Here is an 18377-nt window from a genome sequence, read left to right on the forward strand (position 1 = left end):
CCTATCATCAGCACTTTATCTTTGCCGCCCCGACGTGGGAGCATCCGCCCACCTCGTGATCGCCCGTGACGGGGAGCTCATCCAACTCGTGCCCTTCAACGTGGAGGCATGGCACGCCGGGCGCAGCTACTACCGGGGACGTGCCGAATTCAATCATTTCTCTATCGGCATTGAACTCGACAACCTCGGAAAACTGCAAAGAAAAGGCGAACGTTTTTTCGCCGAATGTGGGGCGGAAGTAATGCCTTCCGAGGTCTACGCGGACTACGCGAACGACAAACTCACGTACTGGCACAAATACACCGACGCACAAGTTGAAACCCTGCGCCAAGTATGTCGCCTGCTAATCTCCGCATACCCCATCTACCACATCCTGCACCACTCGGACATCACCTCCCGTAAACTCGATCCGGGTCCCGCACTCCCGGAGATCACGTTGGAGAGTTTGTTACTCGGCAGGAGCGAGTAACAAGTTACAGGTTCAATATTAAAAAATTTGCATCCGATGTATCGGATCCATGCAAAGGGTGCAAAATTCATTTTCAATTTTCAACTTTCAATTATTAAGTTATGGCAAAATTCAATTCCTATTTACTCGGAAAAATCAGAAACTCAGTAGGTAACGTAACCACATGTTACGTGAACAAACAAAACATTGCAAAGGCGAAAATCTTCGCCCGCAAAGATGTCAAAACCCCGGAAATACTGGCACAGCGAGCCCGAATGAAAGCCTTGACGGCAATCGTCCGGAGAGCGCTGCCCGTCATCCGGAAAGGATTCGCGGGAATCGGCAAAGGCTCACCCTCGAATGCCTTCACCGCCGCCAACATGGGCGCTATCGTGGTTGACGAAAAGTATAACACCACGATCGACTACGAGCATTTATTGCTGGGAAACGGTATGCTCTACCCTCCCAAAGTAAGCGCAGAGTACACCGAAGAGACGAAGAAGTATTCGTTCATGCAAGAAACACAAGAAAGCGAAGACGGTTTTGCCCTCCCGAATGACAAAGTGTACGCCGTCTTGCTCGAGGAAACCATGAACCGCACCAAACTGGTCGCACTCCGTGACCGGGGAGAAAGCGGCAGCACCAGCTACGCCCTCCCGGAAGACTGGGATGCCTCAAAAGTCCATGTCTATTGCTTCGCCACCACGAAAAACGGTAGAAGCGCTTCCGACAGCTTATTGATTCAGTGATTTACGATTTTAGATTTCAGATTCCGGCCGCACAGGCATCGCTCTCGGGCGGCCGGAATTTTTCATTTTCAATTTTCAACTTTCAATTTTCAATTTTCAATTGTATGAATTATTTTCTTACCGGCATGTTCTTCACCCTCAGCATCAACACCTTTCTCTCGCAAATAGCAGACAGTCTGATCGCGGGAACGGTCAGCCTGCTGGGCGGTGTACTAAGTTCCATCATCGTCGCTTGGCTTAAACGACAATGGGACAGGAGAAACTGATTTAGGGTTATACCCCTAAAAAGTATCTAAAAAAGAAAAGTTTTTAGGGTTATAGCCCTAAAAACTTTTCGTATCAAATCACATATTGATCTTATTTACATTTCTGGCACTCGAAATATTTCCATACCCCGGCAGCGCAAACAGCACCCAAGAAAGGAGCCACGATAAACAGCCACAATTGGCTCAACGCCTTACCACCCTCGAACAACGCCGGAGCGATACTTCTTGCCGGATTCACGGATGTTCCCGTCACGGGGATACAAACAATATGAATCAACACCAACGCGAGACCGATAGCCAGCCCGGCAAACCCGGCAGGTGCATTGGCACTGGTAGACCCCAGTACAACCAGAATAAAGATAAAGGTAAAGACAAATTCCGCCACGAAAGCAGGCACCGCGTTACCTTCCCCGTACATGTTCGCACCTGTTCCTTCCAATCCCATTCCGGAAGAAATCACGTAAAGAATCGCCGAACCGATAAGGGCACCGATGACTTGAAACAACATATACATACCGGCATCTTTGCCACTCATTCGTCCCGCCAAGAGCACACCCAACGTAATCGCCGGATTGATATGGCAACCGGAAATACTACCAATCGTGTAAACCATTGCCAACACGGACAAACCAAATGCAAACGCAATACCCAAGAAACCGATCTCACTTCCGGCAATCACCGCACTCCCACATCCCATAAGCACCAAAACCATCGTTCCGATCATTTCAGCTAAATACTTTTTCATAATTCTTGCTATTTAGATTGATAATCATTACAATAACACACGATTATTGCAACACACTTGTACATTTAAACAACAAGTTTAAGAAAAATATCTTTCCATTATTCACATCTGCCATTATTTTTCACCATCTCCAATGGCAAGTTACACGATAAAAATAGTGAAAGTGCCCTTCATCAGGACACTTTCACTATTTTATAAAATTCGTAATCTACTTAGAAAACTTACGACCGTGGAATTGAGCGCTATCACCCAATTCTTCCTCGATACGAAGCAATTGATTGTATTTTGCCATACGATCGGAACGGCTCAATGAACCTGTCTTGATCTGACCGGAGTTCGTGGCAACAGCGATGTCGGCAATCGTGGCATCCTCCGTCTCCCCGGAACGATGTGAAGTCACCGAAGTGTAACCTGCGCGATGAGCCATCTCGATAGCATCCAACGTTTCGGTCAAAGTACCGATCTGGTTTACCTTAATCAAGATAGAATTGGCGCACCCCATATCAATACCTTTCTTCAAGTATTGCACGTTGGTCACGAACAGGTCATCACCTACCAATTGGCAACGGTCACCGATACGTTTTGTCAGCAATTGCCAGCCATCCCAGTCATTCTCGCTCATTCCGTCCTCGATAGAATCGATCGGATAACGGGATATCAACTCTTCCAGATAATCCACTTGTTGCGCGGAAGTACGTTTGGCACCCGTGGCCCCCTCGAACTTGGAATAGTCATAAATACCATCCTTGTAGAACTCGGAAGAAGCGCAATCCAAACCAATCATTACATCCTCGCCCGCCTTGTACCCGGCAGCCTCGATAGCCTTTATAATAGATTCCAACGCATCCTCTGTCCCTTTCAACGCGGGAGCGAAACCACCCTCGTCGCCGACAGCCGTACTCAATCCTCTATCGTGAAGTACTTTTTTCAAACTATGGAAAACCTCGGCGCCCATACGCAAAGCCTCACGGAAAGATTCCGCCCCCACGGGACGAATCATAAACTCCTGAAAAGCAATCGGAGCGTCGGAATGAGACCCCCCGTTAATAATATTCATCATCGGAACCGGTAAAACTTTAGCATTTACCCCACCGATATAACGGTACAACGGCATCTCCAAAGCATTGGCAGCAGCCTTGGCACAAGCCAAAGATACGCCCAACAAAGCATTGGCGCCCAAATTACTCTTGGTCGGGGTTCCGTCAAGTTCAAGCAACGTCCGGTCAATACCGACTTGATCCGTCACTTCCATTCCCAACAACGCATCGGCAATCACCGTGTTTACATTATTCACGGCTTTGGTCACACCCTTACCGCCATATCTTTTTTTATCACCGTCACGCAATTCCAATGCTTCATGTTCTCCGGTGGATGCCCCGGACGGCACAGCAGCACGTCCCATCACTCCACATTCCAAAAGAACATCTACTTCTACTGTCGGGTTCCCTCTGGAATCCAACACTTCTCTTCCTATAACTTCAGTAATGTACATTCTTCTTTACTTTAAAAAGTTGGTAAATAAATTGTTGTGACTAAGGTACGTAAAACAAACGAAAAAGTCACCCGAAATAGTTTATAAAGTTTTTAAAGTTTATAAAATGCATAAAGTCAAGAATCTATCGAGGACATCACTTCTGAATAAAACCACTACCACAACCTCCACTATAAACAGTTCCTCTCTATATACCTCTTTTCCCACGTTCAAGACTGTATTCCAGCTCCTCCTCTGTTTATAGAGAAGGAGGATGCGAAGCAGACGGAGAGCTGGTTACTATCTTCATTTTGGGAAATTTTTTATTTTAACAACCTCTTCTAACGTAAAAAAAGAAAGGTATAAAGTAAACTTCAAGGACATTATAAACCTTTTCCGATTAAATTTGTCTTATTGTCACGGAGGAAGATCAAGGATACAAGCGATTTGAAACTTAGAATTTAAAATCTACAATTGACTTGTCTTTCTCCGAGGAATGTTCAAAATTGTGTATAAAGTGTATGAGTAAAATGAAAGATGTCGTCTTGACTATCTTCCTTGTCTTATTGGGCACTGCCGTGTTCTCGCAAACCGGACAAACGGGAAGTATCAAGGGGAAGATTATCGACGCGAAGACAAAAGAAGCCCTAGAGTTTGTAAACGTAAGTATCCGGACAAAAGATTCCGGCAAAACGTTAGTCACGGGAACAGTGACCGACTCCACCGGAGTGTTCCACTTGAGTAGAATTAAAAACGGTACTTATATTCTCTCCGCATCCTATATCGGGTATCGGACGCTAGAAAAGGAGTTCACGATCTCCTCGAAAGAGAGAAATATCAACCTGCGCAACCTCCTTCTGGAGGAAGATGCCCAAGCAATCAGCGAAGTTCAAGTAGTCGCGCAACGCGCTCAAATGAGGTTCGAGATTGATAAAAAGGTTTTTGACGTGGCCTCTAACATCTCTCAAGCGGGAGGATCGGCAAGTGATATTCTCGGCAATATTCCCTCCGTGGAAGTGGACAACGAGGGGGAAATCTCCCTGCGGGGTAATTCCAGCGTGACGATCTGGATTAACGGGAAAGCATCCGGCTTGACCGCGGATAACCAAGCACAGATACTTGAGCAGATTCCGGCGGAAAGTATCGAACGGATAGAACTGATCACCAATCCCTCGGCAAAATTCAGCCCGGAAGGGACATCAGGCATTATCAATATTATCCTAAAAAAAGACCGGAAAGCAGGCTATTACGGAAGCATACAAACCGGAGCCGATACACAGGGCGGCTATAATGCCAGCGCCAATATAAACTACAATAGCGGCAAAGTGGAAACCTACCTGAACGCCGGATACCGGCAAAGGAAATCGGAGGGGGAAGACAATACCAACCGCACGAACACGGACGAAGCAGGTAACCCCGTTTCCTACTTGAACCAGAAAGGAAAAAGTGACCGGAACGGTAGCTCGGTATTCGTCCGCGCGGGAATTACCTATAACTTTACCCCCAAGAATCACTTGAGTCTGGAAGCATTCGCGCACTTCGGGGATCGGAAATCGGACAATATGATCCGTTACGAGAGCAACGTGCCGGGATCTTTCACCACGAGCGAACGACTGACGCATTCCAAGAATTCGTCGAACGGCAATAATATCAATCTGGACTATAAACACGAATTCAATAAAAACAGCAACATCACTGCCCGCGCTTCATGGGACTTGTGGAAATCGGACGGTACGGACACGTACAAGCAACACTCGTTTTACCCGGAAGGAAAAGAAACCGCTTCATGGCAACAACAGGAAAGCGACAACCGCAGCCAATCATGGGAATTTCAAGTGGACTACGTAAATAAATTCAGCGAAGACAGTAAAGTGGAAGCCGGGTACAAAGGCTCGCTCAGCAACCGGAAAAGTCCCGTGGAAACCTATTCCGGGGCAACGGAAGCATCTGCCGTGCTGGACGAACTATTGTTCAACAAATACATATACGACCAGAATATACAGGCTCTATATGCCACGTATTCGACCAAATTAAACCAATTCGGGGTACAAGTCGGGTTACGGGGAGAATACACGGATACCGAAACGAAATCATTGGGTTACGGGGAACACCGGAGCGAGGTGAAACCTTACAAAAATGATTACTTCAGTCTGTTCCCCAGTGTATTTCTTTCGTACAGCCTGCCGAAAGACAACGAAGTACAAATAAATTACACCCGTCGCATTTCCCGTCCCCGCGGATGGCAGCTAAACCCGTTCGTGAACATGACTGACTCGCTCAATATCTCGTATGGCAACCCGTACCTCGATCCGGAGTTCTCCAACTCCTTCGAGGTAAACTACATTAAGAACTGGGAAAAACACACGCTTTCACTTTCCGCGTACTATCGGAACACGGATGATGTCATCCAACGTATCCGCTACCGCGAGGGAGACGTGATGAAAAGCACTTCCGCCAATATCACGCGATCGTCGTCCACCGGAGCCGAAATCGTGGCAAAAAACAAATTTTTCAGCTTTCTGGATATAACGACCACCATGAATCTCTATTACAACAAGCTGGACGGCTTCTCGTACACGCCGGAAGGAACCGACACCCCGGTAACAGGGGAAAAAGATGATAATTTCTCGTGGAATGCCAAAATGATCGCCAATGCCATGCTTCCCTACGCTATTTCCCTACAGGCAACGGGGAATTATAATTCGAGACGGATCATTGCCCAAGGACACCGGAAATCCAATTACAGCATAGATCTCGGTGCCCGGAAATCGTTCTTCAACCGGAAAGTTACTTTCAGCGTAAACGTACAGGATATCCTTAATTCCCGCAACTGGCATAGTGTCACCTCCGGCAACGGTTTCCGTCAAGATAGCGATAGCTGGAGAAAAGGGCAAGTATTCCGCTTCACCCTAAGCTACAATTTCGGCAACATGAAAGCCACCCCCAAAAAACAACAACGCCAACAGAATGAAATGAATGGCATAGAAGAGGAATTTTAGTTTATAACCCCTTACAAACAAAGAAACCCCGGACCTGAGTCTGGGGTTTCTTTATATCTGAATTTCAAATTATTCAGCCTTGGGAGCTTCCTCCTCTGTCTTCGGAGCTTCTTCAACCGGAGTTTCAGTAGCAGCCTCAGCAACAGGAGCGGCTTCTTTCTTGGCAGAAGTAGATCTCTTACGACGAGTCGTTTTCTTCACTTCTTCTTTCTTCACTTCCGTGTAAGTCGTGTTGTAATCAACCAATTCGATCATACACATTTCCGCGTTATCACCCAAACGGTTACCCAATTTCAAAATACGGGTGTAACCTCCCGGACGGTTAGCAATCTTCTCCGCGATGTCACTAAACATTTCAGCAACAACTTCTTTACGACGAAGATAAGAGAACACGGTTCTTCTAGAGTGAGTCGTGTCGTTTTTGGCCTTAGTCAAAAGCGGCTCAACATAGACCTTCAAAGCCTTAGCCTTAGCAACTGTCGTTCGGATTCTCTTGTGAAGAATCAAAGAACAAGCCATGTTAGAAAGCATCGCGTGTCTGTGCGAGCTAGTTCTACCCAAATGGTTAACTTTCTTATTATGTCTCATCTTACTTACTCTTTGTCTAATTTATACTTGGCAACATCCATACCGAATTCAAGGTTGTTGTTCTCCAGAAGGGCTTCTAACTCGGTCAAGGACTTCTTACCGAAGTTTCTGAACTTCAACAAGTCGTTCTTGTTAAATTGAACAAGCTCCCCTAAAGTTTCTACCTCAGCCGACTTCAAGCAGTTAAGTGCACGAACGGAAAGATCCATGTCCACCAATTTTGTTTTCAGCAACTGACGCATGTGCAATACCTCTTCATCGAACTCCTCGTTTCCATATTTATCCTCTGTTTCGAGAGTAATCTTTTCATCAGAGAATAACATGAAGTGATGGATCAAAATTTTAGCCGCCTCTTTCAACGCATCCGTCGGGTTGATAGAACCGTCGGTTTCGATCTCGAACACCAAACGTTCGTAGTCGGTCTTACCCTCCACGCGGTAGTTCTCGATTTCGTATTGCACGTTCTTGATCGGCGTGTAAATAGCATCGATAGGAATTACCCCGATTTCAGCGTCTGCAGGCATGTTCTCTGAAGCAGGAACATAACCGCGTCCTTTCTGAATGGTTAATTCTATCTCAAGGTTCGTGGCAGTGTCCATGTTACAGATCACCAATTCCGGATTCAAAACTTCAAAGCTTTTCAGGAACTGGTTCATAGCACCGGCAGCAAACGTCTCTTGTCCGGAAACAGTAACGGTTAGCTTTTCAAACTCCACGTCCTCCACTTTTCTTTTCAACCGAACCTGTTTCAAGTTCAAGATAATCTCGGTCACATCTTCGATGACACCGGGGATCGTCGCGAACTCATGATCTACACCTTGAATTTTAATACCGGTAATCGCAAAGCCTTCCAAAGAAGACAACAAAATTCTGCGTAGTGGATTACCAATAGTGATGCCGTAACCTGGCTCCAACGGGCGGAATTCGAATTTACCGAATCTTTCCGTTGATTCAAGCATGATTACTTTGTCCGGTTTCTGGAAAGCTAATATTGCCATATATATTTTTATTTTACTACTTAGAATATAACTCTACGATTAACTGCTCTTTAATGTTCTCCGGGATATCTGATCTTTCCGGTACATTAAGTAGTTTCCCACTCATAGCGGCAGCATCCCACTCTAACCAAGAGTATCTGCTACTTCTATTTCCTCTCAGTGAATCATTGATCACCTCCAAAGATTTGGATTTTTCTCTGACAGCTACAACATCGCCCGGGCGGATGCGACATGACGGGATGTTGCATACTTTACCGTTCACGGTGATATGTCTGTGAGATACATACTGACGAGCAGCAGCACGCGTAGGAGCTACTCCTAAACGGTAAACGATATTATCCAGACGGCACTCCAACAATTGGAGCAATACCTCACCGGTAACACCTTTACTACTCTCGGCTTTCTCAAACAAGATACGGAATTGTCTTTCCAACAAACCGTAAGTATATTTGGCTTTTTGTTTCTCTTTCAATTGAGTTCCGTACTCGGAAATCTTCTTTCTACGGTGAGCTATTCCGTGTTGTCCAGGAGGATAGTTACGACGTTCTAACGCTTTATCCGGTCCAAAAATGGGCTCACCAAACTTTCTTGCTATTTTAGACTTAGGTCCTGTATATCTAGCCATTTCTATTTGATTTTTAAAATTACACCCAATATATTAATTACACTCTTCTCCGTTTCGGAGGACGACATCCATTGTGCGGAAGCGGCGTAACGTCAATGATCTCGGCAACCTCGATACCGCAAGCGTGGATCGCACGAATTGCAGACTCTCTACCGTTACCCGGTCCTTTAACATATACCTTAACTTTTCTCATACCCAAGTCGAAAGCAACTTTACCGCAATCGGTAGCTGCCGTCTGGGCTGCATAAGGGGTGTTTTTCTTTGATCCTCTAAATCCCATCTTACCTGCCGATGACCAAGAGATAACTTGTCCGTTAGCGTTCGTCATAGAGATAATGATGTTATTAAAAGATGAATGAACGTGTGCTTGTCCCACGGCCTCTACTTTAACTAGCCGTTTCTTGTTAGATGTAGACTTCTTTGCCATAATTCAATCTCTTATCAATTATTTAGTTGCTTTCTTCTTGTTAGCAACAGTTTTCTTCTTACCCTTTCTCGTGCGGGCATTGTTCTTCGTGCTCTGTCCTCTTACGGGAAGACCGATACGATGTCTGATTCCTCTGTAACAACCGATATCCATCAGTCGTTTGATGTTCATCTGAACCGATGTTCTCAACTCTCCTTCTACTTTGTACCCATCATTGATGACCTTACGTACAGCAGCTAGTTGATCGTCATTCCAGTCCTTTACCTTAGTGTCAAAATCGATGCCGGCCTTTTCTAATATGGTCCTGGCACTACTTCTACCTATACCGAAGATATAGGTTAGAGCTATTTCCCCTCTTTTGTTGGAGGGCAAATCTACACCAACGATTCTTGCCATAAAACTCTTTTACGTTTTTACTTAATTAATAATCAACCCTGACGTTGTTTAAATTTCGGGTTCTTCTTGCAAATGACGAATAAAACGCCCTTTCTTCTTACAATCTTGCAATCAGCACTACGCTTCTTGACAGATGCTCTTACTTTCATTGCTCTACAATTTAATTTTTATATCTGAATGTTATCCTACCTTTCGTGAGATCGTAAGGGGACATATCCACTCTCACTTTATCTCCCGGAAGTATTTTTATATAGTGCATCCGCATCTTTCCTGAAATATGAGCCGTAATGATATGCCCGTTTTCCAGTTCGACACGAAACATAGCATTCGACAATGCTTCCGTTATCACTCCATCTTGCTCTATTGAAGGCTGTTTCGCCATAATTCAATTTTAGATTTTAGATTTTAGATTTTAAATTAACCCTTCATTTCCCAATTTACAATCTAAAATTTGCAATTTACAATTTCCTAATCTTCTATATATTCAAATGTTGACAAAATATCAGCTTCTCCTTTTCCGATAGCTATCGTGTGCTCGAAATGGGCTGCCGGCAAATGATCTCTTGTCTTGATCGTCCATCCGTCTGCCATCTGAAACACGTTACGCGCTCCCATGTTTATCATAGGCTCAATGGCTATCACCATCCCTACCTTCAACTTACAACCTTGTCCCCGGCGACCGTAATTCGGAACCTGAGGTTCTTCATGCAAATTCTTCCCTACCCCGTGTCCTACCAATTCCCTCACGACGGAAAAACCGTTCGCTTCGGCGTATGATTGTACGGCATAACCGATATCTCCTGTCCGCATTCCCGCTACTGCCTGTCCTATCCCTTTGTACAAGCTGTCTTTCGTCACTTGTAAAAGTTTTTTCACTTCATCGCTAATCTCCCCGACAGCAAACGTATAGGCGCTATCCCCGTAAAAGCCATTCTTCACAACCCCACAATCAACGGATACGACATCACCTTCTTCTAAACAACGAGAGGACGGTATCCCATGAACCACTTCATCATTCACTGAAATGCAAAGCGTGTTCGGAAAACCTCCATACCCGAGAAATCCGGGAATGCCACCGTTGGAACGGATAAAATCTTCCGCTATCTTGTCCAACTCTAAAGTCGAAATACCCGGGCGAACGTGTTTGGACACCTCACCCAGAGTCTTTCCTACTAATCGGTTGCTTTCCCGCAATAACTCAATCTCCTCCTGTGTCTTTAAAAAAATCATGTCGCGAAAGTACAATATTTTTCTTTAATACGCAGCAGGTCCGCCAGGATTTTTACCTTTGATTCGTCCCGACTTCATCAACCCGTCGTAGTGACGCATCAACAAGTGAGACTCGATTTGCTGTAATGTATCTAAAACTACACCCACCAAAATCAACAAAGATGTACCTCCATAGAATTGGGCAAACTGATGGTTCACGCCTGATATTTGAGCGAAAGCCGGAAGGATAGCCACAATTCCCAAGAAGATAGATCCCGGAAGAGTGATTCTCGACATAATCGTATCAAGGAACTCCATAGTTTTTCTTCCCGGTTTTACTCCCGGAATAAATCCGCCGTTCTTCTTCATATCCTCTGACATCTGCATCGGATTTACCGTGATCGCCGTGTAGAAATAAGTAAACGCGACAATCAATACAAAGAACGTGAAATTATACCAGAACCCGGTGAAGTCAGAGAATGCCGCTGCAAACCCGGACAATCCCTCCGCATTGGAGAAATTAATCAAGGATACCGGCAACAACATAATAGCTTGAGCGAAAATGATAGGCATAACCCCGGCAGCGTTGATCTTCAACGGAATGTATTGACGAACACCACCGTATTGTTTGTTACCCACGATTCTCTTGGCATACTGTACAGGCACTTTACGCGTTCCCTGTACAAGTAGAATGGAACCGCAGAACACGAGAAACAATATTATCAATTCGATCAGGAAAGCTACTAATCCTCCTCCCTGTTGAGTCACTCTGGAAGTTACTTCTGCAACGAAAGCAAATGGCAAACGAGCGATGATACCAATCATGATGATGATCGAAACACCGTTACCGATTCCCTTATCCGTGATTCTCTCTCCCAGCCACAGGACAAACATGGAGCCTGCCGCCATAATCACGATAGAGGGAAGTTGGAATTGCCAAAAACCGGTAGACACGAAAGCCTCTACAGGCACCTGAGCTTTTAAGTTTGTAAGATACGCCGAACCTTGTAATACGAGGATAACCAAAGTAAGGTACCGCGTGATTTGGTTGATCTTACGTCTTCCACTCTCTCCTTCTTTCTGCAAGCGCTGGAAATAAGGAACTGCAATTCCCAATAACTGCACCACGATGGAGGCGGAAATGTAAGGCATAATACCCAAAGCAAATACCGACGCGTTCGAGAACGCTCCCCCCGAGAACATGTCCAACAAGCCTAAAACGCCGCTGGAAGTTTGATCTTTCAAGGCCTGCAAGCCATGAGGGTCGATACCGGGCAGTACGATCTCTGTTCCTAACCTGTAAACGAGAATAAGCCCAAGCGTAGTTAAAATCCTAGTCTTGAGCTCCTCTATTTTCCAAATGTTCTTTAATGTATCAAATAACTTCATAAGTTCTTTCTTTTAAGGCATTGATCTGGGTTTTGTTAAAGTTGCTTCAAAAATAGTAATTCTATTTTAAAAACAACTTTAAACGCCCAAATTTTTAATCTTACAATTTAACTACCGTTCCGCCCGCAGCCTCAATAGCTGCTATAGCCTTAGCGGAGAAAGCATTAGCTTTCACTTCCAACTTAGTAGTTAACGCTCCATCACCTAATACCTTAAGAAGATCGTTCTTAGACATTAATCCGGCTTGAATCAAAACGTCTTTTTCAATTACTGTAAGATTTTCTCTCTCGGCCAAATCCTGAAGCATCCCTACATTAATAGCTTTATACTCTACTCTATTTATATTTTTAAAGCCAAATTTCGGTACACGTCTCTGCAAAGGCATCTGTCCTCCCTCAAAACCGATCTTGGATTTATAACCCGATCTTGATTTCGCACCTTTATGTCCTCTTGTAGAAGTACCTCCTTTTCCGGAACCCTGACCGCGACCAATTCTTTTCTCTCTGTGAGTTGATCCGGCAGCCGGTGTTAAGCTACTTAAATCCATTGTATACTATCTTTAAAATAGGTTCGACAATTACTTTACTTCCTCAACGCGAACCAAGTGTTTAACCTTGGCTACCATACCCATGATCTGGGGTGAGGTTTCGTGTTCAACACTACTGTTTACTCTTCCGAGGCCTAACGCGTTCAAAGTACCAAGCTGACGCTTATCGCTACCGCTTCTACTTTTTACCAGTGTAATTTTAATCTTTGCCATCGTTCATTCAGTTTTATCCGTTAAACACTTTGTCAAGACTAATGCCTCTCTGTTGAGCAATCATTCGGGGATCTCTCAATAACTTCAAAGCTGCAAAAGTAGCTTTTACCAAGTTGTGAGGGTTAGATGATCCTTTCGATTTTGCCAACACGTCTTTAATCCCGGCACTCTCCAATACGGCACGCATAGCACCTCCGGCTACCAGCCCGGTACCTGAAGAAGCGGGACGCATAAATACGGTTGCTCCGCTATATTTAGCTTCTTGCTCGTGAGGAAGAGTTCCTTTCAATACAGGCACCTTTATCAAATTTTTCTTCGCGGCTTCAACACCTTTTGAAATAGCGGTTGTTACCTCGTTAGCTTTACCTAACCCGTAACCTACCGTACCATTCTCGTCGCCTACCACCACGATTGCAGAGAAACTGAAGGTTCTACCTCCCTTGGTAACCTTGGTTACGCGGTTGATAGCCACCAATCTGTCTTTCAATTCCAAGTCTGCACTATTAATCTTCTGTTCCATGCTCGCCTACTTTTAAAAATTAAGACCACCGTTACGAGCTGCATCTGCTAATGCTTTCACTCTTCCGTGATACAAATACCCGTTTCTGTCAAACACAACAGCTTCGATACCGGCTGCCTTTGCTTTTTCAGCAATCATTGCACCCAACAATTGTGCCTGTTCTGTCTTGTTGCCTTTCTTTTCAGCAATCTCTTTGCAAAGTGAAGTTGCTGAAACCAATGTCTTTCCGGCATTATCATCAATCAACTGAGCAGAAATTTGTTTGTTTGAACGGAACACCGTCAAACGAGGTCTCTCAGCAGTTCCGAAGACTACTTTACGTATTCTTCTTTTTATTCTTATTCTTCTTTCTACCTTAGTTAAAGCCATAACATTACTTTTTTACAGGTGATTAAACTTTAGCTGATTTACCAGCCTTACGACGAAGAACTTCACCCACAAATTTGATACCTTTACCCTTGTAAGGCTCCGGTTTACGGAATGAACGGATCTTGGCCGCTACCTGACCGATAAGTTGCTTATCGCAACTTTCCAGCGTAATAATCGGGTTAGCACGTTTTTCATTGAGTACGCTCACCTTCACTTCATTCGGTAACACCAAGAAGATCCCGTGTGAATAACCTAACCCTAATTCAAGAACCTGACCTTCAGCATTCGCTCTGTAACCTACTCCGACCAACTCTTGTTTGATCGTGTAACCTTCAGAAACACCTACAACCATGTTATGAATCAAAGCACGATATAAACCATGCATGGCTTTATGAGCTTTATCTTCTGACGGACGCTCAACAACAAGTTGAGTTCCTTCCACCTTCACGATCATATCTCCGTGTACGTCCTGAGAAAGTTCTCCCTTCGGACCCTTTACCACGACCGTGTTGTTAGGATTTACAGTTACTGTAACCCCTTGTGGTATATCTATTGGTAATTTTCCTATTCGTGACATTTTCCGCCCTTTTTATTAATAAACATAGCACAATACTTCACCGCCAACATTCTTTTGGCGAGCTTCTTTATCAGACATTACGCCCAATGACGTTGACAAAATCGCGATACCCAATCCGTTCAGCACGCGAGGCATGTCCTCTACATTCGTGTAACGTCTCAGACCCGGTTTTGAAACACGTGTCAATGTTCTAATGGCGGGCATTTTCGTCTCGGGATGATACTTCAAAGCGATTTTGATATTGCTTCTGATACCATCTTGCTCAAACTTGTAATTCAGGATATATCCTTTTTCCTTTAAGATCTTGGTCATTTCCCGTTTCATCTTTGATCCCGGGATATCCACTACTTTATGACCTGCCTTCACTGCATTTCTGATGCGTGTAAGGAAATCTGCTATTGGATCTGTCATCTCTTCAAATTTTTAAATATTACCAACTAGCCTTCTTAACTCCGGGTATAAGCCCCGCAGAAGCCATCTCGCGGAATTGAATTCTGCTTATACCAAACTGTCTCATGTACCCTCTCGGTCTTCCTGTCAGCTTGCATCTGTTGTGCAAACGAACGCGACTGGAGTTTTTCGGTAGAAGGCTCAATCCAATGTAGTCTCCTTCCTCTTTTAATTTAGCTCGTTTCGCGGCGTACTTTTCTACCAATTTTGCACGCTTAACCTCACGGGCCTTCATTGATTCTTTTGCCATTTCGCTTTTTTTTAGTTCTTTTTAAATGGTAATCCAAATTCTCGTAGAAGAGCAAAAGCCTCTTCGTCGGTATTAGCCGAAGTTACAAAAGTGATGTTCATACCCATGATCTTGTGAACACTGTCCAACACGATTTCCGGGAATATGATTTGCTCCTCTATTCCTAAAGTGTAATTTCCTCTTCCGTCAAGCTTATTGTTGATTCCTTTGAAATCACGGATACGCGGAAGCGCGGAAACAATAAGTCTTTCTAAAAATTCATACATACGTTCTTTACGCAAAGTCACTCTTACGCCGATCGGCATGCCCTTACGTAATTTAAAGTTAGAAACGTCCTTGGTTGATTTACAAGTTACGGGCTTCTGACCGGTGATGGTCGCGATCTCGTTCACTGAAAACTCAAGGATCTTCTTATCCTGAATGGATGATCCCACACCCTGATTGATTACTATCTTCTCCAATTTGGGCGCCTGCATAACTGACTTGTATCCGAACTCCTTCATTAAAGTCGGTACAATTTCTTCGCTATACTTCTTTTTGTAATTTGGTACGTATTTCATTTATAATATTTGTTATAATGCCTCACGGCATATCATTTTCATTTTGCGGCTGCAAAACTACAAATTAAAATCATAAATTGCAAGTTGCTCTATAACAACCTGCAATTTTATTTATTCTTACTTCAACTCCTGACCGGATCTCTTAGCGTATCTCACTAATTTTCCTTCTGCGTTCCGGCGGCGTCCGATTTTGGTCGGCTTTCCGGTTTGCGGGTCAACAACGTTCAAGTTGGAGATGTGGATTGGAGCTTCTTTCTTAATGATTCCTCCTTGCGGGTGAGCGGCGTTGGGTTTGGTATGTTTACTTACCAGATTGATACCCTCAACAATAGCTCTTTGCTTTTCCGGAATCATTTCAAGTACCTTTCCTTGTTTCCCTCTGTCTTCTCCTGCATTTACTTGAACTAAGTCACCTTTCTTTATATGAAACTTCTTGCTCATCGTATAAATTATTTATGATTTATGATTTACGATTTATGATTTCAAGACTTCCGATCATTATTTCAATCTAAAATCTAAAATCATAAATCTAAAATCTTAAAGTACTTCGGGGGCTAAAGATACAATCTTGGTATAACCCTCACGAACTTCTCTGGCAACAGGTCCGAAGATACGAGTTCCTCTCATTTCTCCCGCGTTGTTCAACAACACGCAAGCGTTATCATCAAAGCGGATATAAGATCCGTCCGGACGTCTGTATTCTTTACTTACACGAACTACCACTGCCTTGCTTACAGTACCTTTCTTAACCTCAGCATTCGGGATGGCGTTCTTCACGGTAACAACGATTTTATCGCCCACGCGTGCGTATCTTTTCTTGGTACCACCAAGAACACGGATACAAAGCACTTCTCTGGCGCCGCTGTTATCGGCTACGGTCAATCTACTCTCTTGTTGTATCATGATTACTTAGCTCTTTCAATGATTTCAACTAATCTCCATCTCTTGGTCTTGCTCAAGGGACGGGTTTCCATAATTCTCACGGTATCCCCGATGTTACATTCGTTCTTCTCATCGTGGGCGGTGAACTTTTTGGTCTTGCTGACGAACTTCCCGTAAATCGGGTGCTTCTCCTTAAAGTGAACAGCAACCGTGATAGACTTGTCCATCTTGTTGCTTACCACAAGACCGGTACGCTCTTTTCTAAGATTTCTTTCCATTTTTCTACTACTTGTTTAATTCACGCTTGCGTAACTCCGTCATCAATCTAGCGATGTTTCTTCTTGTAGCCCGAATAATCATCGGATTCTCAAGAGGAGAAACAGCATGGTTCATCTTCAACTTCGTCAAGGTAGATTGCTCTGTCGCGATCTTCTCCTTTATCTCTTCTGTGGTTAATTCACAAATCTCTGATTGTTTCATTTCTCTTACATTTTTTCGTTTCGAAATTCAAATAGTCAACGACTACTCGGAATAATCACGTCTAACCACAAACTTCGTAGCGATGGGCAACTTTTGAGCCGCTAAACGCAATGCTTCTTTAGCGATTGCATAAGGTACTCCATCTGCTTCGAAAAGAATACGTCCCGGTGTAACCGGAGCAACGAATCCTTCCGGAGATCCCTTACCCTTACCCATACGAACCTCAGCGGGTTTTTTAGTAATAGGTTTATCTGGAAATATACGAATCCATATCTGACCCTGTCTTTGCATGTAACGAGTTACCGCAACACGGGCTGCTTCAATCTGGCGCTGTTCGATCCACATGTTCTCCAACGCCTTGATCCCGAAAGATCCGAATGCCAGTTCATGTCCTCTTTGGGCATTCCCTCTCATTCTCCCTTTCTGCGACCTTCTGTATTTAGTCCTCTTTGGCTGTAACATAGCTCTTGATCTGTTTAAAAGTTAAAAGACTATTTTTTTCTCTTTTTAAACCCGCCTTTTTTGCCGGCATTGTTCGGACGGTTGTTCTCTCTCGGAGCACTTACCAGTGCGTTCGGAACCAGTTCGCGTTTACCGTAAACCTCTCCTTTGCAAATCCAAACTTTAATACCCAGCTGACCGTAGGTAGTCAAAGCCTCGGCCTGAGCGTAGTCGATATCAGCACGGAACGTGTGCAACGGAATTCTACCTTCCTTATAGATTTCGGCTCTCGCCATTTCCGCACCGTTCAAACGACCGGAGATCAAAATTTTGATACCTTCCGCCCCCATTCTCATGGTTGAAGCGATAGCCATCTTGATAGCTCTACGGTAAGCTACACGGCCTTCCAACTGACGAGCTATGTTATTACCCACGATCACGGCATCCAATTCCGGACGCTTGATCTCGAAGATATTTATTTGAACTTCCTTATCGGTGATCTTCTTCAACTCCTCTTTCAACTTGTCAACTTCCTGACCTCCTTTACCGATGATAATACCCGGACGAGCGGTGTTGATCGTGATAGTGATGAGTTTCAAAGTTCTCTCGATAACAATTTTAGCGATTCCTGCTTTAGCGAGACGGGCGTTCAGATACTTTCTGATCTTGTAATCTTCCACCAATTTATCGCCATAGTTTTTACCGCCAAACCAGTTAGAATCCCATCCTTTGATGATTCCTAATCTATTGCTTATTGGATTAACTTTCTGTCCCATGT

At 44.2% G+C, this 18377-nt stretch carries 28 protein-coding genes; 3 read left to right on the plus strand and 25 right to left on the minus strand.

Annotation, left to right across the window (positions count from 1 at the left end):
* Positions 1–469 (plus strand): N-acetylmuramoyl-L-alanine amidase (locus Q5866_RS05780; protein ID WP_303179421.1); only part of this gene is annotated, 469 nt, incomplete at its 5' end.
* A 101-nt stretch (positions 470–570) separates the two neighbouring features.
* On the plus strand, positions 571–1197 hold the full coding sequence (locus Q5866_RS05785; protein ID WP_186975986.1) for a DUF6266 family protein: 627 nt from the start codon (positions 571–573) through the stop codon (positions 1195–1197).
* Between the two features lie 357 nt (positions 1198–1554).
* Here Q5866_RS05785 and Q5866_RS05790 read toward each other — a convergent pair whose 3' ends face one another.
* Positions 1555–2208 carry an aquaporin gene (locus Q5866_RS05790; protein WP_099291635.1) on the minus strand — a complete coding sequence of 218 codons (654 nt, stop codon included), beginning with the start codon at positions 2206–2208 and terminating at the stop codon, positions 1555–1557.
* 208 nt (positions 2209–2416) lie between these two features.
* Positions 2417–3700, minus strand: a complete 1284-nt coding sequence (eno, locus tag Q5866_RS05795) for a phosphopyruvate hydratase (protein ID WP_099291634.1) — start codon at positions 3698–3700, stop codon at positions 2417–2419.
* Between the two features lie 500 nt (positions 3701–4200).
* Between eno and Q5866_RS05800 the strand changes: the two genes are divergently transcribed.
* Positions 4201–6678, plus strand: coding sequence for a TonB-dependent receptor (locus tag Q5866_RS05800; RefSeq protein ID WP_303179424.1), 2478 nt, complete (start codon positions 4201–4203; stop codon positions 6676–6678).
* Between the two features lie 69 nt (positions 6679–6747).
* On the opposite strand, the gene rplQ is transcribed toward Q5866_RS05800, so the two are convergent.
* The 23 genes from rplQ to rpsC all read right to left on the minus strand — a co-directional run bounded on the left by rplQ (position 6748) and on the right by rpsC (position 18375).
* Positions 6748–7266, minus strand: coding sequence for a 50S ribosomal protein L17 (rplQ, locus tag Q5866_RS05805; protein WP_303179426.1), 519 nt, complete (start codon positions 7264–7266; stop codon positions 6748–6750).
* Positions 7267–7271: 5 nt separating this feature from the next.
* On the minus strand, positions 7272–8264 hold the full coding sequence (locus Q5866_RS05810) for a DNA-directed RNA polymerase subunit alpha (RefSeq protein WP_303179428.1): 993 nt from the start codon (positions 8262–8264) through the stop codon (positions 7272–7274).
* Positions 8265–8280: 16 nt separating this feature from the next.
* Positions 8281–8889 (minus strand): 30S ribosomal protein S4, encoded by a 609-nt coding sequence (rpsD, locus tag Q5866_RS05815; protein WP_186975988.1) that lies wholly within the window; start codon positions 8887–8889, stop codon positions 8281–8283.
* A 37-nt stretch (positions 8890–8926) separates the two neighbouring features.
* The gene (rpsK, locus tag Q5866_RS05820; RefSeq protein WP_099291630.1) at positions 8927–9316 is read right to left on the minus strand and encodes a 30S ribosomal protein S11; all 390 of its coding nucleotides are present in this window, start codon (positions 9314–9316) and stop codon (positions 8927–8929) included.
* A gap of 18 nt (positions 9317–9334) precedes the next feature.
* Complete coding sequence (gene rpsM / locus Q5866_RS05825; protein ID WP_099291629.1) at positions 9335–9712, minus strand: 30S ribosomal protein S13; 378 nt, start codon at positions 9710–9712, stop codon at positions 9335–9337.
* Positions 9713–9744: 32 nt separating this feature from the next.
* Positions 9745–9861, minus strand: a complete 117-nt coding sequence (gene rpmJ / locus Q5866_RS05830) for a 50S ribosomal protein L36 (protein WP_018337663.1) — start codon at positions 9859–9861, stop codon at positions 9745–9747.
* An 11-nt stretch (positions 9862–9872) separates the two neighbouring features.
* Positions 9873–10094 (minus strand): translation initiation factor IF-1, encoded by a 222-nt coding sequence (gene infA / locus Q5866_RS05835; protein ID WP_018337664.1) that lies wholly within the window; start codon positions 10092–10094, stop codon positions 9873–9875.
* Positions 10095–10180: 86 nt separating this feature from the next.
* Positions 10181–10942, minus strand: coding sequence for a type I methionyl aminopeptidase (gene map / locus Q5866_RS05840; protein ID WP_186975989.1), 762 nt, complete (start codon positions 10940–10942; stop codon positions 10181–10183).
* A gap of 24 nt (positions 10943–10966) precedes the next feature.
* Complete coding sequence (secY, locus tag Q5866_RS05845; RefSeq protein WP_099291627.1) at positions 10967–12310, minus strand: preprotein translocase subunit SecY; 1344 nt, start codon at positions 12308–12310, stop codon at positions 10967–10969.
* 100 nt (positions 12311–12410) lie between these two features.
* Positions 12411–12857 (minus strand): 50S ribosomal protein L15, encoded by a 447-nt coding sequence (gene rplO / locus Q5866_RS05850; RefSeq protein ID WP_099291626.1) that lies wholly within the window; start codon positions 12855–12857, stop codon positions 12411–12413.
* A 30-nt stretch (positions 12858–12887) separates the two neighbouring features.
* On the minus strand, positions 12888–13070 hold the full coding sequence (gene rpmD, locus Q5866_RS05855; protein ID WP_099291625.1) for a 50S ribosomal protein L30: 183 nt from the start codon (positions 13068–13070) through the stop codon (positions 12888–12890).
* A 13-nt stretch (positions 13071–13083) separates the two neighbouring features.
* The gene (rpsE, locus tag Q5866_RS05860; RefSeq protein WP_099291624.1) at positions 13084–13590 is read right to left on the minus strand and encodes a 30S ribosomal protein S5; all 507 of its coding nucleotides are present in this window, start codon (positions 13588–13590) and stop codon (positions 13084–13086) included.
* 12 nt (positions 13591–13602) lie between these two features.
* Positions 13603–13959: a 50S ribosomal protein L18 gene (rplR, locus tag Q5866_RS05865; protein WP_099291623.1), complete on the minus strand. Its 357-nt coding sequence runs from the start codon at positions 13957–13959 to the stop codon at positions 13603–13605.
* A gap of 22 nt (positions 13960–13981) precedes the next feature.
* Positions 13982–14536, minus strand: a complete 555-nt coding sequence (gene rplF / locus Q5866_RS05870; RefSeq protein WP_099291622.1) for a 50S ribosomal protein L6 — start codon at positions 14534–14536, stop codon at positions 13982–13984.
* 15 nt (positions 14537–14551) lie between these two features.
* Positions 14552–14947, minus strand: a complete 396-nt coding sequence (gene rpsH / locus Q5866_RS05875) for a 30S ribosomal protein S8 (RefSeq protein WP_099291621.1) — start codon at positions 14945–14947, stop codon at positions 14552–14554.
* Between the two features lie 19 nt (positions 14948–14966).
* Entirely contained in the window at positions 14967–15236 is a 270-nt protein-coding gene (rpsN, locus tag Q5866_RS05880) for a 30S ribosomal protein S14 (RefSeq protein WP_027201662.1), read from the minus strand.
* An 11-nt stretch (positions 15237–15247) separates the two neighbouring features.
* Positions 15248–15796 carry a 50S ribosomal protein L5 gene (gene rplE / locus Q5866_RS05885; protein ID WP_099291620.1) on the minus strand — a complete coding sequence of 183 codons (549 nt, stop codon included), beginning with the start codon at positions 15794–15796 and terminating at the stop codon, positions 15248–15250.
* A gap of 117 nt (positions 15797–15913) precedes the next feature.
* The gene (rplX, locus tag Q5866_RS05890; RefSeq protein ID WP_186975990.1) at positions 15914–16237 is read right to left on the minus strand and encodes a 50S ribosomal protein L24; all 324 of its coding nucleotides are present in this window, start codon (positions 16235–16237) and stop codon (positions 15914–15916) included.
* A 96-nt stretch (positions 16238–16333) separates the two neighbouring features.
* Positions 16334–16699 carry a 50S ribosomal protein L14 gene (rplN, locus tag Q5866_RS05895; protein ID WP_303179433.1) on the minus strand — a complete coding sequence of 122 codons (366 nt, stop codon included), beginning with the start codon at positions 16697–16699 and terminating at the stop codon, positions 16334–16336.
* 2 nt (positions 16700–16701) lie between these two features.
* Positions 16702–16956 (minus strand): 30S ribosomal protein S17, encoded by a 255-nt coding sequence (gene rpsQ, locus Q5866_RS05900; protein ID WP_018337677.1) that lies wholly within the window; start codon positions 16954–16956, stop codon positions 16702–16704.
* Between the two features lie 7 nt (positions 16957–16963).
* Complete coding sequence (gene rpmC / locus Q5866_RS05905) at positions 16964–17158, minus strand: 50S ribosomal protein L29 (RefSeq protein WP_303179435.1); 195 nt, start codon at positions 17156–17158, stop codon at positions 16964–16966.
* A gap of 42 nt (positions 17159–17200) precedes the next feature.
* On the minus strand, positions 17201–17620 hold the full coding sequence (gene rplP, locus Q5866_RS05910) for a 50S ribosomal protein L16 (RefSeq protein ID WP_099291617.1): 420 nt from the start codon (positions 17618–17620) through the stop codon (positions 17201–17203).
* 29 nt (positions 17621–17649) lie between these two features.
* Positions 17650–18375: a 30S ribosomal protein S3 gene (gene rpsC, locus Q5866_RS05915; RefSeq protein WP_099291616.1), complete on the minus strand. Its 726-nt coding sequence runs from the start codon at positions 18373–18375 to the stop codon at positions 17650–17652.
* Positions 18376–18377 lie beyond the last annotated feature (2 nt).

The sequence above is a fragment of the uncultured Butyricimonas sp. genome, assembly GCF_959596855.1.
GTDB lineage: Bacteria > Bacteroidota > Bacteroidia > Bacteroidales > Marinifilaceae > Butyricimonas > Butyricimonas muris.